This is a genomic window from Nocardioides zeicaulis (assembly GCF_042432345.1).
Lineage (GTDB): Bacteria > Actinomycetota > Actinomycetes > Propionibacteriales > Nocardioidaceae > Nocardioides > Nocardioides zeicaulis.
Genome location: NZ_JBHLXH010000001.1, coordinates 2834060 through 2849002, shown reverse-complemented (window position 1 = coordinate 2849002; position 14943 = coordinate 2834060). Strand labels below are relative to the sequence as shown.

General features: G+C 72.9%; 14 protein-coding genes and 1 pseudogene. 5 read left to right on the top strand and 10 right to left on the bottom strand.

Going from position 1 to position 14943, the window contains the following annotated elements:
• Positions 1-7: 7 nt before the first annotated feature.
• Both ACFFJG_RS13965 and ACFFJG_RS13960 read left to right on the top strand, forming a co-directional pair.
• Positions 8-574: a CGNR zinc finger domain-containing protein gene (locus tag ACFFJG_RS13965; RefSeq protein ID WP_378519329.1), complete on the top strand. Its 567-nt coding sequence runs from the start codon at positions 8-10 to the stop codon at positions 572-574.
• Positions 571-2217, top strand: coding sequence for a DNA repair helicase XPB (locus ACFFJG_RS13960; RefSeq protein WP_378519328.1), 1647 nt, complete (start codon positions 571-573; stop codon positions 2215-2217). Before ACFFJG_RS13965 ends, ACFFJG_RS13960 begins: the two co-directional genes overlap by 4 nt.
• Positions 2218-2355: 138 nt before the next feature.
• Here the strand turns inward: ACFFJG_RS13960 and ACFFJG_RS13955 are convergent.
• Positions 2356-3397, bottom strand: a pseudogene (locus ACFFJG_RS13955) (NAD(P)-dependent alcohol dehydrogenase).
• A gap of 55 nt (positions 3398-3452) precedes the next feature.
• Positions 3453-3914: a MerR family transcriptional regulator gene (locus ACFFJG_RS13950; protein ID WP_378519327.1), complete on the bottom strand. Its 462-nt coding sequence runs from the start codon at positions 3912-3914 to the stop codon at positions 3453-3455.
• A gap of 93 nt (positions 3915-4007) precedes the next feature.
• Between ACFFJG_RS13950 and ACFFJG_RS13945 the strand changes: the two genes are divergently transcribed.
• Positions 4008-4871 (top strand): oxygenase MpaB family protein, encoded by an 864-nt coding sequence (locus ACFFJG_RS13945; RefSeq protein WP_378519326.1) that lies wholly within the window; start codon positions 4008-4010, stop codon positions 4869-4871.
• On the top strand, positions 4868-5473 hold the full coding sequence (locus ACFFJG_RS13940) for an HD domain-containing protein (RefSeq protein ID WP_378519325.1): 606 nt from the start codon (positions 4868-4870) through the stop codon (positions 5471-5473). The genes ACFFJG_RS13945 and ACFFJG_RS13940 overlap by 4 nt, the downstream gene beginning before the upstream one ends.
• Before the next feature lie 42 nt (positions 5474-5515).
• Here ACFFJG_RS13940 and ACFFJG_RS13935 read toward each other — a convergent pair whose 3' ends face one another.
• Positions 5516-6238 (bottom strand): GntR family transcriptional regulator, encoded by a 723-nt coding sequence (locus ACFFJG_RS13935; RefSeq protein WP_378519324.1) that lies wholly within the window; start codon positions 6236-6238, stop codon positions 5516-5518.
• A 118-nt stretch (positions 6239-6356) separates the two neighbouring features.
• Between ACFFJG_RS13935 and ACFFJG_RS13930 the strand changes: the two genes are divergently transcribed.
• Positions 6357-6980 (top strand): alpha-ketoglutarate-dependent dioxygenase AlkB, encoded by a 624-nt coding sequence (locus ACFFJG_RS13930; protein ID WP_378519323.1) that lies wholly within the window; start codon positions 6357-6359, stop codon positions 6978-6980.
• 15 nt (positions 6981-6995) lie between these two features.
• Here the strand turns inward: ACFFJG_RS13930 and ACFFJG_RS13925 are convergent, their stop codons facing one another.
• From ACFFJG_RS13925 to ACFFJG_RS13895, 7 genes are all read right to left on the bottom strand, one after another.
• Complete coding sequence (locus ACFFJG_RS13925) at positions 6996-7730, bottom strand: SRPBCC family protein (protein ID WP_378519322.1); 735 nt, start codon at positions 7728-7730, stop codon at positions 6996-6998.
• A 2-nt stretch (positions 7731-7732) separates the two neighbouring features.
• Positions 7733-8581, bottom strand: a complete 849-nt coding sequence (locus ACFFJG_RS13920) for an FAD binding domain-containing protein (protein WP_378519321.1) — start codon at positions 8579-8581, stop codon at positions 7733-7735.
• Positions 8578-11046 carry a xanthine dehydrogenase family protein molybdopterin-binding subunit gene (locus ACFFJG_RS13915; RefSeq protein WP_378519320.1) on the bottom strand — a complete coding sequence of 823 codons (2469 nt, stop codon included), beginning with the start codon at positions 11044-11046 and terminating at the stop codon, positions 8578-8580. Before ACFFJG_RS13915 ends, ACFFJG_RS13920 begins: the two co-directional genes overlap by 4 nt.
• Positions 11043-11516 (bottom strand): (2Fe-2S)-binding protein, encoded by a 474-nt coding sequence (locus ACFFJG_RS13910; RefSeq protein WP_378519319.1) that lies wholly within the window; start codon positions 11514-11516, stop codon positions 11043-11045. The genes ACFFJG_RS13915 and ACFFJG_RS13910 overlap by 4 nt, the downstream gene beginning before the upstream one ends.
• Before the next feature lie 149 nt (positions 11517-11665).
• Positions 11666-12727: a ScyD/ScyE family protein gene (locus ACFFJG_RS13905; RefSeq protein ID WP_378519318.1), complete on the bottom strand. Its 1062-nt coding sequence runs from the start codon at positions 12725-12727 to the stop codon at positions 11666-11668.
• Between the two features lie 115 nt (positions 12728-12842).
• The gene (locus tag ACFFJG_RS13900; RefSeq protein ID WP_378519317.1) at positions 12843-14066 is read right to left on the bottom strand and encodes a transcriptional regulator; all 1224 of its coding nucleotides are present in this window, start codon (positions 14064-14066) and stop codon (positions 12843-12845) included.
• 96 nt (positions 14067-14162) lie between these two features.
• Positions 14163-14943 (bottom strand): XdhC family protein (locus tag ACFFJG_RS13895; RefSeq protein ID WP_378519316.1); only part of this gene is annotated, 781 nt, incomplete at its 5' end.

The window sequence follows — 14943 nt, the reverse complement described above, 5'->3', positions numbered from 1 at the left end:
TGGAGGGATGGACTTCCTCCGCTACGCCGAGCGCTCCGCGGCGCTCGTCAACGCCGAGCTGACCGACCGGTCGGCGCTGTGCGAGCACCTCGCGGACCGCTCCTGGCTGCACCGCTCGGTGGTCGACGGCGACGTCGCCGCGCTGCAGGCCTTCCGCGCCGAGCTGCGCCCGGTCTTCGAGGCCTCCGACGACGGCGACGTGCGCCTGGTCGTGGGCTCGCTCAACGACCTGCTGGCCCAGCACCCGGTCACCCCGATGATCTCCGACCACGACCCCGACCACCTCCACATGCACGTGGCGAACCGGTCGGCGTCCGTGGCCGAGCTGCTGATCGGCGAGGCGCTGATGGGTCTGGCCACGCTCGTGTGCGACCTCGGCGCGACCCGCCTCGGCACCTGCTCGGAGCCGCGCTGCGACCACGTCTTCGTCGACACCTCCCCCAACCAGTCGCGCCGCTACTGCTCCGACCGCTGCTCCTCGCGCGCCAACGTCGCGGCGTTCCGGGCCCGGCAGAAGGCCGTGCGCGAGCAGCCCGAGGGCGGGGCACCGGCCGCGGCGGCGGCAGCGCAGTGAACGACGGCCCCCTCATCGTCCAGTCGGACAAGACGCTGCTGCTCGAGGTCGACCACCCCTCGGCCGCCGAGGCCCGCAAGGCGATCGCGCCCTTCGCCGAGCTCGAGCGCTCCCCCGAGCACATCCACACCTACCGGCTGACCCCGCTCGGGCTCTGGAACGCCCGCGCCGCGGGCCACGACGCCGAGCAGGTGGTCGACGCCCTGCTGACGTGGAGCCGGTACGCCGTCCCGCACGCGCTGCTCGTCGACGTCGCCGAGACGATGGGCCGCTACGGCCGGCTGCGGCTGGAGAAGCACCCCGTCCACGGCCTGGTGCTGTCGTCGGTCGACCGCCCGGTGCTCGAGGAGGTGCTGCGGGCGAAGAAGGTCGCCGGGATGATCGGCGACCGGATCGACCCCGACACCGTCACGGTGCACCCCAGCGAGCGCGGCAACCTCAAGCAGGCGCTGCTCAAGCTCGGCTGGCCGGCGGAGGACCACGCCGGCTACGTCGACGGCGAGGCCCACGCGATCGACCTCGCGGAGGACGGCTGGACGCTGCGCCCCTACCAGCGCGACGCCGCCCAGTCCTTCTGGGACGGCGGCTCGGGCGTGGTGGTGCTGCCGTGCGGTGCCGGCAAGACGATCGTCGGCGCCGCCTCGATGGCCCACGCCGGTGCGACCACGCTGATCCTGGTGACCAACACGGTCAGCGCCCGGCAGTGGAAGGACGAGCTGGTCGCGCGCACCTCGCTGACCCCCGACGAGATCGGCGAGTACTCCGGGTCGGTCAAGGAGGTGCGGCCGGTCACCATCGCTACGTACCAGGTCCTGACGACGAAGCGGAAGGGCGTCTACCCCCACCTCGAGCTGCTGGACGCGCGCGACTGGGGCCTCATCGTCTACGACGAGGTGCACCTCCTGCCCGCACCGATCTTCCGGATGACCGCCGACCTCCAGGCGCGGCGCCGACTCGGGCTGACCGCGACGCTCGTGCGCGAGGACGGTCGCGAGGGCGAGGTCTTCTCGCTCATCGGGCCGAAGCGCTTCGACGCGCCGTGGAAGGACATCGAGGCGCAGGGCTACATCGCTCCCGCCGACTGCGTCGAGGTGCGGGTCACCCTGCCCGACGGCGAGCGGCTCGCCTACGCCACCGCCGACCCCGACACCCGCTACCGCCTCGCCTCCTGCACCCACGCGAAGCTCGACGTGGTCCGCCGGCTGGTGGACCAGCACGCCGGCCAGCCGACCCTCGTGATCGGCCAGTACATCGACCAGCTCGACGAGCTCGCGGCGATGCTCGACGCCCCGGTCATCAAGGGCGAGACGCCGGTCAAGGAGCGCCAGCGCCTCTTCGACGCCTTCCGCTCCGGCGAGATCGGGCTGCTCGTGGTCAGCAAGGTCGCGAACTTCTCCATCGACCTGCCCTCGGCCGAGGTGGCCATCCAGGTCAGCGGCTCGTTCGGCTCGCGGCAGGAGGAGGCACAGCGCCTGGGCCGGCTGCTGCGGCCGAAGACGGAGGGGCGCAGCGCGCACTTCTACACCGTGGTCTCGCGCGACACCGTCGACGCCGACTTCGCCCAGAACCGCCAGCGCTTCCTCGCCGAGCAGGGCTACGCCTACCGCATCGTCGACGCAGGGGACCTGCCCGCCGACGCCTGACCGCGACGGCGTACGCCGTGTTGCTGTTGCTTCACCATGGGATGTCCGGAAGTGCGGCACTTCCCCCACGCAACGGCGTGAGGGAAGTGCGCATCCGACGACATCCCATGGTGGAGCAGGGACGGCAGACGGCGGGTGTCAGGCCAGCGTGCTGGCGTCGATCACGAAGCGGTAGCGCACGTCGGAGGCGAGCACGCGCTCGTAGGCCTCGTTGACCTGGTCGGCGGGGATCAGCTCGATCTCGCTGACGATGCCGTGCTCGGCGCAGAAGTCGAGCATCTCCTGGGTCTCGGCGATGCCGCCGATCATGGAGCCGGCGAAGGTGCGGCGGTTGGTGAGCAGCGAGAAGACGTTGACGTCGAGCGGCTCCGGCGGGGCGCCGACGTTGACCATGGCGCCGTTGACGGCGAGGAGGCCGAGGTGGGCGCTGACGTCGATCTTGGCGCTGACGGTGTTGATGATCAGGTCGAACGAGCTCGCGAGCGCCTCGAACGTGTCGGGGTCGCTGGTCGCGTGGTAGTGGTCGGCACCGAGGCGGAGGCCGTCCTCCTGCTTCTTCAACGACTGCGAGAGCACGGTGACCTCGGCGCCCATGGCGTGCGCGATCTTGACGGCCATGTGGCCGAGACCGCCAAGGCCGACGACCGCGACCTTCGTGCCCGGGCCGGCCTTCCAGTGCTTGAGCGGGGAGTAGGTCGTGATGCCCGCGCACAGCAGCGGGGTGGCCGCCGCCGGGTCCAGCCCCTCAGGGACCGAGAGGACGTAGTCGGCGTCGACGACGACCTTCTGGGAGTAGCCGCCCTGGGTGGTGGTGCCGTCACGGGTCGGTGGCGGCGTAGGTGCCGATCATTCCCTGGCGGCAGTACTGCTCGTCGCCGTTGCGGCAGTTGTCGCACGCACCGCACGAGCCGACCATGCAGCCGACGCCGACGCGGTCACCGACCCGGTGGCGGGTGACGTCGGCGCCGACCTCGGTGACGGTGCCGACGATCTCGTGGCCCGGCACGACCGGGAAGGGCTGCGGGCCCCAGTCGCCGTTGACGGTGTGGATGTCGGAGTGGCAGATGCCGGCGTACTCGATGTCGATCAGCACGTCGTTCGCACCGACCTCGCGGCGCTCGATCGTGGTCGGCTCGAGCGGCTTGCCGGCGGCGGGGGCGGCGTAGGCGTTCACGCGCATGGTGGATCTCCTTCGGTTGGGAGGTGCTTCTTCGGGGTCCGGACCGAGGTCCGTCTCAGTGGTCGGTGACCGCACGCAGCTCCTCGGCGAGCGAGCGCGCCTGCGAGGAGATGTCCTCGCTGCGCGCGGTGTCGCCGTCCTCGACGGCCTGCCAGTACGTGATCTTCAGCTCGACGTAGCGCTGTCGGAGGACGAGCCGCTCCGCCTCGGTCGCCAGGTGCCGCCGCTGCTGCTCGAGCAGCTCGCGCTGCTCGGCCGCGGCCTCGGCGCCGCGGCGGGCGTTGGCCATGTAGTGGCGCATGTCGTCGAGCCCCATGCCGGTGGCGGCCAGGCAGGACACCGACATCAGCTGGTCGAGGTCGCCCTCGGCGTAGACGCGGTGGCCGCTGCTGGCACCCCGGCTGATCGGGGAGATCACCCCGACCTGCTCGTAGTAGCGCAGCGTGCTGGCCGGGAGCCCGGTCAGGGCCGCGGTCTCCCGGATCGTGTAGCTGCGGGGCTCGACGTGCGTGGTCACGTCGTACGACGCTAGGAACTTCGAGTACTCGAAGTCAAAGGGCCGAGGTCGACGCGGCGCGTGCCGTTGGTCCTGCTCGCTACGCTCGACGGCGTGACCCTCCGCGAGCGACTCGGCACCGAGCTGTTCCGCAAGGTGGCGGGCCCCGACGGGCAGAAGGCCCGCGAGCGGGTGCACGGCACGCCCGGCCCCCGGTGGTTCGCCCCCGACTCGCCGATCGCGCGGGTGCACGGCGACGCCTCGATGTTCGTCGGCGGGATCCGAGCGCTCATGCTGCAGTCGCTGCACCCCGCGGCGATGCAGGGGGTGGCCGACCACTCCGGCTACCGCGGCGACATGTGGGGGCGCCTGGCGCAGGTCTCGACCTACATCGCGATGACCACGTTCGGCGCCGAGCAGGACGCGCTCGCCGTGATCCGGGCCGTGCAGCGAGCGCACGAGTCGGTCACCGGCACGATGCCCGACGGCACGCCGTACGCCGCGAACGACCCGCACCTGCTCGGCTGGGTCCACGTCGCGGAGATCGACAGCTTCCTGGTCGCCCACGACCGCTACGGCCACCGTCCGCTCATCGGCCCCGAGCGTGACGAGTACGTCGCGCAGGCCGGGGTCGCCGCGGGCCACCTCGGCGTCGTCGACCCGCCGCAGAGCGAGGACGAGCTGCGCCGGATGATCGCCGCCTACGGTCCCGAGCTGCGGGGCACGTCGGCCGCGCGCGAGGCGATCCGCTTCCTGCTGCTGCACCCCGACCTGCCCGTGGCCGCGCGGCCCGGGTACCTCTCGCTCGCCACGGCGGCCATCGGGCTGCTGCCGACGCAGGCGCGCCGCGAGCTGCGGCTGCCGCCGGTGCCTCCGGTCACCAACCGGGTCCTCGGTGCCGCGGCCACCCGCACCATCCGCTGGGCGATGGCGTCGGGCCACGAGGAGGCCCGGGAGCTGCAGGAGCAGCGCGGGTGAGCTCCGGGCCGGCGCTCGTCGCCGCGCTGGCCGCGCGGTGGCCCCTGCCGGACCGGCTCGACCTGCGCGACGAGCTGCTCGTCGCCTGGGACCGTCCCGGCTACCACGACCTCCTCCACCTCACCGAGGTGCTCGACCGGCTCGACGAGCTGGCCGACGCGGGCGTGCCGCTCGACCGGACGCCGGTGGCCGTGGCCGCGTGGTTCCACGACGCGGTCTACGACGGCGCCCCCGACGACGAGGAGAGGTCCGCCCGGTGGGCCGAGCGCGCCCTCACCGGGCCGCTCGCGACCGAGGTCGCCCGCCTGGTGCGGATGACGGTCGAGCACCGACCCGACGACGACGACACGCACGGTGGTGCACTCAGCGACGCCGACCTCGCGATCCTCGCCGCGCCACCCGAGCGCTACGACGCCTACGTCGCCGGGGTCCGGGCCGACTTCGCGCACGTCGGCGACGACGACTTCAGGGCCGGGCGCCGCGCCGTGCTCGAGGACCTCATCGCCCGGACGCGGCTGTTCCGCACCGGGCGTGCCCGCGAGCTCTGGGAGGAACGGGCGCGCGCGAACCTCGCTCGCGAGCTCGCCCGGCTGCGGGACTGAGCCTGCCCGACTGAGCCTGCGCCGCCGGCGAGCGGCGCGGGGTCAGCGGTCGGCGAGCTGGAGGTAGAAGGTGAAGCGGTCGTGGCGGTAGCAGCTGCGGGAGACCTCGACGATGCGCCCGTCGGAGACCGCGCGACGGGCGTGGCGCAGGACCGGGTCACCCTCGGCGATCTCGAGGATCGTGGCCTCCTCCGCGCTGGCGCGGTCGGCGCTGATCGAGTCCTCGACACCGGTCGGGCGCAGCCCGCGGGCGGCGAGGGCCTCGTAGAGGCTGGTGGGCGTGCCGTGCTGGAGGAAGCCCGGCAGGAGCACCTCGTTGAGGTAGGCGTCCTCGACGCACACGATGTCCTGGTCGGCGCGCCGCAGCCGCCGCCAGTGCAGCACCGGGTCGCCGGGCGAGATGTCGAGCGCGCGGGCGACGCCGGGGCCGGCCTGCTCCACGCGGGCCAGGAGCGTCTGCGACTCCGGCAGCATGCCGCGACGCCGCATCTCCTCGGTGAACGAGGTCAGCCGGCCCGAGGTCTTGGGCGGCTGGGCGACGAAGGTGCCGCGGCCGGGGATGCGCTCGAGCAGCCCTTCCGCGACCAGGGCGTCGAGCGCCTGCCTGACCGTCATCCGGGCCACGCCGAAGCGGGCGACCAGCTCCCGCTCGGACGGCGCGGCGGAGCCGGGGGGCTGGGCTTCGATGAGACCGCGGACGTGCTCGCGGACCTGGACGTGCTTCAACGCCCGCTGACGCGGGACGACGAGGTCCACCGGATCCATGCCTCACAGGCTAGGCACCCGGAGGACGGACGTCACTCAATTGACGAATGCTGGGGGAAACCATTGAGGTTGTCTTGAGAGTCGAACAGGCGTTCGACCGATGCCGTAGGATGGCCGCATGGCCACGCAGCCGGACTTCCAGGGCTCCCTCTTCGCCGACGTCGCCGTCGCGCCGGTGGACCTCGCGCCCGAGCGTCGCACCCTCACGCTGGGCGCCTGGGTCGACGTCCAGCGCAGCTGGCTGCCCGAGCCCGACGCCGTCCTCGCCGCGCTGGTCTCCGACGTCCCGTGGCGCTCGGAGCGCCGCGAGATGTACGACTCCGTGGTCGACGTGCCGCGCCTGGTCCACACCTACCTCGACGGCGACCCGCTCCCCCACCCGGTCCTGGGCCAGGCCCGCGACCGGCTGAGCGCCCACTACCTCCCCGAGCTCGGCGAGCCGTTCGTCAGCGCCGGCTGCTGCTACTACCGCGACGGTCGCGACTCGGTCGCCTGGCACGGCGACACCATCGGCCGGGGGCGGAGCGAGGACACCATGGTCGCCATCGTCAGCGTCGGCGACCCCCGCCGGCTGCTGCTGCGCCCACGCGGCGGGGGGTCGTCGATCGCGGTGACGATGGGCCACGGCGACCTCGTGGTGATGGGCGGGTCGTGCCAGCGCACGTGGGAGCACGCCGTGCCGAAGGTCGCGCACGCCGGGCCGCGGGTCTCCGTGCAGTTCCGGCCGCGCCACGTCTTCTGAGCCCGACCCGCCTCCTCACCTCCTGAGCAGCCGGCGCACGAGCGCGAGCCCGACGACGGCAGCCACGGCCTGCTTCCAGTACGACCGCGCCAGCACCGGCAGCACCGCGCTGCCGAGGTCGAGCGCCTCCGCGGGCGGAGCGGGCGGGGGAGACGTGGGCTTCGGCGGGGCCGGTCGCGGCGGCGGGGGCGGCTGGGCGGGCGGGGGTGGGGCGTCGTCCGCCACCGCCGAGGGCTCGTCCACGCCGGCCGAGGCGCCGGCCGCCACGGCGTCGAGCTCCTGCTGGTCGTCGGTGTCCGGCTCGGCCGGGGCCGTCAGGCGCTGCTCGAGGCAGGTGACGAACTGGCCCAGCAGCTTGTCGGAGACGTCCTGCATCACCCCGCGCCCGAACTGCGCGGGCTTGCCGGTGATGGCGAGGTCGGTCTCGACGGAGACGTCGGTGGAGGTCTGCGACCCGCTCATCGAGACCGTGACCCTGGCCCCCGCCGTGCCGTTGCCGCGCTTGTCCTTGCCCTTGGCGTCGACGACGAAGCGGTGCGCCTCGGCGTCCTTCTCCACGAAGGTGCCGCTGCCGTTGTACTGCAGCGCGATCGGCCCGAGCTTGACCTTCACCGAGCCGGCGAACGACTCGGCGTCGGCCTCGTTCACCTGCGCGCCTGGGAAGCACTCGGCGACCGACGCGATGTCGTTGAAGTGGGCCCACGTCTCCTCGACGCCGACCGGGACGGTGAAGCGGTGGGACAGCTCCACGCCTACGCCACCCCCGCTGCCTTGAGCACCGCGCGGCCGGTGAGCACCCGCGCCAGGTGCTGGCGGTAGTCGGCCGCACCGTTGAGGTCGGAGGGCGGGTTGGTGCCCTCGGCCGCCTGCTGCGCCGCCTCCCGTACGCCGTCCTCGGTCGCGGTGGCACCGGCCAGCGCGGCCTCGGTCGCACGCGCCCGCAACGGGGTGCTGCCCATGTTGGTCAGCCCGATCCGGGCCTCGTCGATCGACCCCCTCACCGTCGCGGCGACGGCCACGATGGGCCACTGGTGGGCCACCCGGACGAACTTCTCGTAGTGGGCGCCCCAGCCGGTGTGCTTGGGGATCCGCACCTCGGTGAGGATCTCGTCCTCGCCGATGGCAGTCTCGAAGAGGTCGACGAAGAAGTCGTCGGCACCGACCGTCCGGGTGCCGCCCGGACCGGCGATGACGAACTCGGCGCCGAGCGCGAGCGCGGGAGCGCCCAGGTCGCCGGCCGGGTCGGCGTGGGCCAGGGCCCCGCCGAAGGTGCCCCGGTGCCGGATCTGGGCGTCGGCGACCTCGGCGGCCGCCTTCGACAGCAGCAGCGCGTGCTCCTTGACCAGCGCGTGGTCGCGCACCTCGTGGTGGGTGGTCATCGCGCCGATGACGATGGCGTCGCCCTCCTCGCGGATGCCGCGCAACGAGGAGATGCGGCCGAGGTCGATCACCACCTCCGGGGCGTTGAGCCGCATCCGCAGCACGGGCAGCAGGCTCTGGCCGCCGGCGAGGATCTTCGCGTCGTCGCCGTGCTCACCGAGGGCGGCGAGCGCCTCCTCGACCGAGCTCGGGGCGAGGTAGTCGAACGGTGCCGGGATCATGCCTGGGCTCCTTCCGTGCTGTCGGGTCCGGGCTCGGACTCGTCGAAGTGGGGCATCGCCGCCTCGGGCGTCGGGGCGTCCTGCTCCCCCGCGTGGATGGCACGCCACACGCGCTCGGGCGTGCACGGCATCTGGATGTCGGTGACGCCGAGGTGGCGCACGGCGTCGACCACCGCGTTCACCACGGCCGGGGTCGAGGCGATCGTGCCGGCCTCCCCGACGCCCTTGGTGCCCAGCGTGTTGGTGGTGCAGATGCTCGGGTCGTCGGTGTGCACGACGTCGAAGGAGATGGTGTCGGCCGCCGTCGGCAGCAGGTAGTCGACGAACGAGCCGCTGACGAGCGTGCCGGACTCGTCGTGCACCGCCTCCTCCCAGAGCGCCTGCGCGATGCCCTGCACGAGGCCGCCGTGGACCTGTCCGGCGACGATCAGCGGGTTGATGATCGTGCCGATGTCGTCGCAGCAGGTGTACTTGCGCATCTTCACCTGCCCCGTCTCGGTGTCGACCTCCATCGCGCAGAGGTGCGTGCCGTGCGGGTAGTTGAAGTTCACCGGGTCGTAGGTGGCGTCCGCGTCGAGGTTGAGCTCCATGCCCTCGGGGTAGTTGTGCCCGGCGAACGTCGCGGTCGCGAGCTCCTGGATCGCCACGCCCTGGTCGGTGCCGCGGACGTTGAACTTCCCGTCGGCGTACTCGAGGTCGTCCTCGCTGGCCTCCAGCAGGTGCGCGGCGAGCACCTTGGCCTTGTCGATGACCTTGTCGACGGCCCGGACGAGCGCCTCCCCGCCCACGACGAGCGAGCGCGAGCCGTAGGTGTCCAGGCCCTTCGGCGCGACCTGCGTGTCGCCGTGGAGCACCTCGACGTCCTCGAAGGGGACCCCGAGCCGGTCGGCGACGATCTGGCTGAACGCCGTCTCGTGGCCCTGGCCGTGGGCGCTGGCGCCGGTGACGACCTCGACCTTGCCGAGCGGGGTCATCCGCACGCCCGCGTGCTCCCACCCGCCGGCGCCGTAGTCGAGGCTGCCCAGGACCCGGCTGGGCGCCAGGCCGCACATCTCGGTGAAGGTCGAGACGCCGATGCCGAGCTGCACCCGGTCGCCGCGCTCGCGGCGCTCCCGCTGCTCGGCGCGCAGGGCGTCGTAGCCGAAGGACTCCTTGGCCTTGGCGGTCGCCGCCTCGTAGTTGCCCGTGTCGTACTCCAGGCCGGCGACGGTCGTGAACGGGAACTCCTCGTGGGTGATCCAGTTGCGCTCGCGGATCTCGAGCGGGTCGACCCCGACCTCGGCGGCGAGCTCGTCCATCATCCGCTCGATGGCGTAGGTCGCCTCGGGTCGACCGGCCCCGCGGTAGGCGTCGGTGAAGGTGGTGTTGGTCAGCACCGTCTGGCACTCGAAGCGGTACGCCGGGAACTTGTAGATGGCGTTGAACATGAACGCGCCGAGCACCGGAACCCCGCCGCCGACGATCGCGATGTAGGCGCCGAGGTCGGCGTCGAGGTGCACCTTGAAGCCGGTGACCCTGCCGTCCTTGTCGGCCGACAGGGTGAGCGTCTGCACCTGGTCGCGGCCGTGGTGGGCCGCGAGCAGGCTCTCGCTGCGCGTCTCGGTGTACTTGACCGGCTTGCCCAGGCGGCGAGCCACGGCCCAGGCGATCCACTCCTCGGGCGTGGTCTGCAGCTTGCCGCCGAACCCGCCGCCGACGTCGGGAGCGATCACCCGGATCTTCGACTCGGGCACGCCGGTGGTCGCGGCCAGCGCGAAGCGCAGGATGTGCGGGATCTGGGTGGCCGACCACATGGTGATCTGCTCACCGGTGGGGTCGACCACGACGCTGCGCGGCTCCATGAACGCCGGGATGAGGCGCTGCTGGCGGTACTCCCGCTCGATGACGATGCCGTCGGAGCGGGCCTGCTCGATGGCGGCCTCCACGTCGCTCCCGGTGCCGGCCTCGGCGGAGTCGAAGACCCACAGCGCCGACTTGTTGGTGCCGAGGTCGGGGTGGGCGAGCACGGTGTCCTCGAGCGCCTTCTTGATCCCGATGACGGCCGGCTGCTCCTCGTACTCGACGTCGACGAGCTCGGCGGCGTCGCGGGCCTCGGCAGCGCTGCGGGCGACCACCACCGCGACGACCTCGCCGGCGAACGCGACACGGTCGGCGGGCATCGGCGAGTGCGCGGGCGTCTTCTGGTCGGGGGTGATCGGCCAGGCGTTGATGCACGCCCCCAGCTCCTCGCCGAAGTCCTTGCCGCTGAGGACGGCCACGACGTTGGGCGAGGCCTTCGCCTCCTCGACGTCGATGGAGGTGATGGTGGCGTGCGCGAACGGGCTGCGCACCATGGCGAGGTGCAGCATGCCCGGCAGCACGATGTTGTCGGTCCAGCGGGTGCGGCCGGTGATCAGCCGCTGGTCCTCCTTGCGCCGGCGGTCCTTGCCGATCTCGGCGGCGGGGCGGTCCTGCGTGGCAGTCATGCCTTGGCTCCTTCGGCGGCGTGGAGGACGCTCTTGACGATGTTGTGGTAGCCGGTGCAGCGGCAGAGGTTGCCCTCCATGCCGAGCCGCACCTCCTCCTCGGTCGGGTCGGGGTTCTCCCCCAGCAGGTCGACGGCCTGCATGATCATCCCGGGCGTGCAGAACCCGCACTGCAGGCCGTGGCACTCGCGGAAGGCCTCCTGCACGGGGTGGAGGTCGCCCTCGGCGGTGTCGGCCAGACCCTCGATCGTGGTCACCGTCCGGCCGTCGGCCTGCACGGCCAGCACGTTGCACGACTTCACGCTGGTGCCGTCGAGGTGCACGGTGCACGCCCCGCAGTTGGAGGTGTCGCAGCCGATCACGGTGCCGGTCTTGCCGAGCTTCTCGCGCAGGTACTGGACCAGCAGCATGCGCGGCTCGACGTCGTCGGAGACCGCGGCCCCGTCGACGGTGAGGTGGATCTTCGTCATCAGGCGCCTCCAAGGCGTGTGTGAGGTGGGTCACTCGACGCCGACGGTAGGTTGCGCTGGTTGGTCGTTGGTTGGAGGTCTGGACAGCACTGCGGCGGTGCGCGAGGGGCCCTGTCCCCCCGGTGCGCACCGCCGCGTGCCTCCCCTGCTCAGTAGGCCAGCACCATGCCCTTCGGGGTGTCGGCGAGCACGTTGGCCGAGACGAGGACGTGGCCCCCGACCCACTCGACCGCGGCCGGCATCTTGACCATCGCCCACGGCTTGGCCGTGGTGCTGCCGTGGCGGACCCGCGACACCTGGCCGCCGAACAGCTGGGCGACGTAGACGTCACCGTTGCGCGCCACCGCCACGCCCGTGGCGCCGGCGAGCCCGGTGGCCACCGTGCGCACCTTGCCGGTGCGGGCCTTGACCTTCACCACCATGCCGTTGGCGCCGGCGCTCCCGTCCTCGGGGCCGCCGGGCAGCATGCTGACGTAGAGCCAGCCGCCCTTGGCCACCTCGACGTCGGTCGGCACCGGCTCGAAGGCGTAGGCGTGCCCGACGGTGCAGGCGGGCAGCTGGTTGGCGGCCGCGGCCTCGGCGGTGATCACCACCGACACGGGCGGCAGCACCGCGACGGTCGAGACCTTGCCGCGCGGGCTGACCGCGAGGATCGCGTTGGCCGCCGCGTCGGCGACGTAGGTGGTGCCGCGGCGCACCGCGGTGCCGTAGGGGTGCGAGTCGGTGATCCCGGTGTAGGAGGCGGGCACCTCGGCCGGCACCTGCGCGAGGCAGGCGGCGTCGAGGTCGGTGAACCCGTAGGCCTGGTCGGCGTCGGGGTTGACCGTGCGCTCGTACTTCCAGAGGTCGGCGACCTCCACCGGGCTGCCGCCGGGACGCATCGACCACAGCCGGGCGTCCTTCTTCGCCGTGGTGGCGAAGCGGACGAGGCCGCCGCCCACCGAGACGGCTCCGACCTCGGTCTTCTTCGGAGCGGCGAAGACGACCTTGGGCTTCCCGCCGGGCGGGACGGCGGTGAGCAGGCCGGCGAAGTTCTGGCTGACGTAGGCCGTGCCGTCGGCGGCGACGGCCATGCTGAGCGGCGAGACGAGCTTCTTCGCCACCGTGGTCGGGTCCGGAGCGGTGACGGCCCCGGACGGGGCAGGGGCGAGCAGGCCCCCGGCGAGCAGGGAGGCGGCCACTGCGGCCGCCGCGGAACGTGACATGACCATGCGTACTCCTCGAGACGTGGTCGCGCCCTCCCCGGCACGACCGGCCATCCGAGCATCCGCCGACCGGTGCACGGGCGCCAGAGCGGCCACGGATTTCCCCTCTTTGTGGCGCCGGTCAGCGCGCGCTGGCCAGCTTGCCCTTGAGCAGCGGGGCGACCGGGTGGTGCACGGGCAGCGCGGCCAGGCACGCCTCGACGACCGCGGTGTCGTAGGGGGCGAGGTCGCTGTAGCGCAGCACCGCGTCGGGGTCGGGATCGGCCAGCAGCGCCTCGCGGACGCTGACGGCGAGGTAGTCGCCCATCTGGACCAGCGCCGGGGAGTCGGTGCCGGGGAGGAGGTCGCCGCCGTAGGCCCGCACGGCCGCCCGCACGTCGCCGCGACGCAGCAGCCGCTGCACCTCCTCCACATCGGTCGAGACCGGCATCGTGAGCCGGTAGGGCCGCGACGAGAGCTGGCCGGCGAGCGCGGCCCGCAGGTGGGACACCTCCGCCTTGAGCGTCGACGTCGTGACGGCCGCGTCGCCGTAGAGGAGCGCGTGGAGGTGCTCGACCGACAGCCCGCCGGGGTGCAGCGCGAGCAGCGCGAGGATCTCGGTCTGGCGGCGGTTGAGCAGCAGGCGCTGGCCGTCGAGCCAGACCTCCGCCGTGCCGAGCAGGCTCAGGGTCAGGCCGGGCTCCTCCGACGGCGCCTCGGCGGCGGTGCCCGAGCGTCGGTCGGACGGCAGCGCACCCTCGATCAGCCGGGCCATGACCCGGGCGGTCGCGAGGCCGATGGGGTGGGTGCGGTCCCAGGTGGTCGACAGGTCGATCACGCCGAGCGAGCGACCGGTGACCGGGTCGAAGACGGGTGCGGCCCAGCACACCCAGTTGTGCACGACCTCGGCGTAGTGCTCGGCGCTGAAGACCATCGACGGGCTGGCGGTGCGCCCGGCGATGGCGAGCGCGTTGGTGCCGACGCTCCTCTCGTCCCAGCGCCCGCCCGGCACGAAGTTGACCGTCTCGGCCTTGCGGCGCATCACCCGACCCCCGTAGGTCCACAGGATGCGGGTCTTCTCGTCGGTGATCGCGATGACGAGGTCGCCGTCCTCGGCGGTGCGGCGCAGCTCGTCCTGCACCCGCGCGACGGCGGTCTGCAACGGGGAGGCGTTCCAGAACTCGGCCGTGTCGCCCTCGTCGTCGAGGGGCGCCTCCGTCACGGTCGGCGAGACGACGCCGGAGAGCTGCCAGCTGCGCAGGATCTCCGGACGCACCGCGTCGGCCCCGTCGTCGCCGTCGGAGACGAACCGGGTCCACGCGCGCACGGCGTCGACGCGTCTGGTGTGCAGGTCCTCGCTCGGCATGGCAGCTCCTGTGGTCGCGGCCAACCTAGCCCGCGTGTGACGCTCGCAACAGGGCGGACGCCGCCGCCGGGCGCGCGGACTGGTCCGGTGCCGAGGTCAGTCGTCGTGGTGGATCCGGCCCGACGTGCGGGCCAGCCGCTCGCCCGACCCGCCCCACTGGCGCGCGACGATCTCGGCCGCGATCGACACGGCCGTCTCCTCGGGCGTGCGGGCCCCCAGGTCGAGCCCGATCGGGGAGGACAGCAGGGCCAGCTCGTCGTCGGACAGGCCGGCCTCGACGAGCCGGTCCATCCGCTCGTCGTGGGTGCGACGCGAGCCCATCGCGCCGATGAAGGCCGGACGTACGTCGTCGGGCAGCCGCAGCGCGACCTCGAGCAGGGGCACGTCGAACTTGGGGTCGTGGGTCAGCACGGCCAGCACCGTTCGGCGGTCGACGCGGCCCGCCTCGACCTCGGCGGCGAGGTAGCGGTGGGGCCAGTCGACGACGACCTCGTCGGCGCCGGGGAAGCGCGAGGTGGTGGCGAAGACGGGCCGGGCGTCGCACACCGTGACGTGGTAGCCGAGGAACGAGCCGACCTTGGCCACTGCCGCGGCGAAGTCGATCGCGCCGAACACCAGCATCCGGGGCTTCGGGGCGAACCCCCACACGAACACGCGCATCCCCTCGCCCCGGCGCTCGCCGTCGGGCCCGTAGGTGAGCGTGGCGTTGGTGCCCGCGGCGAGCAGGCCGAGCGCGTCGTCGTGGACCGCCGCGTCGGCACGCGGGCTGCCGATGCTGCCCTGGGCGGGCGCGTCGGGCCGCACGACCATCCGGCGGCCCCGCCACGCGGGGTCGGGGTGCTCGATCACGGTGGCCAGCGCCACCGGCCGGCCGGCC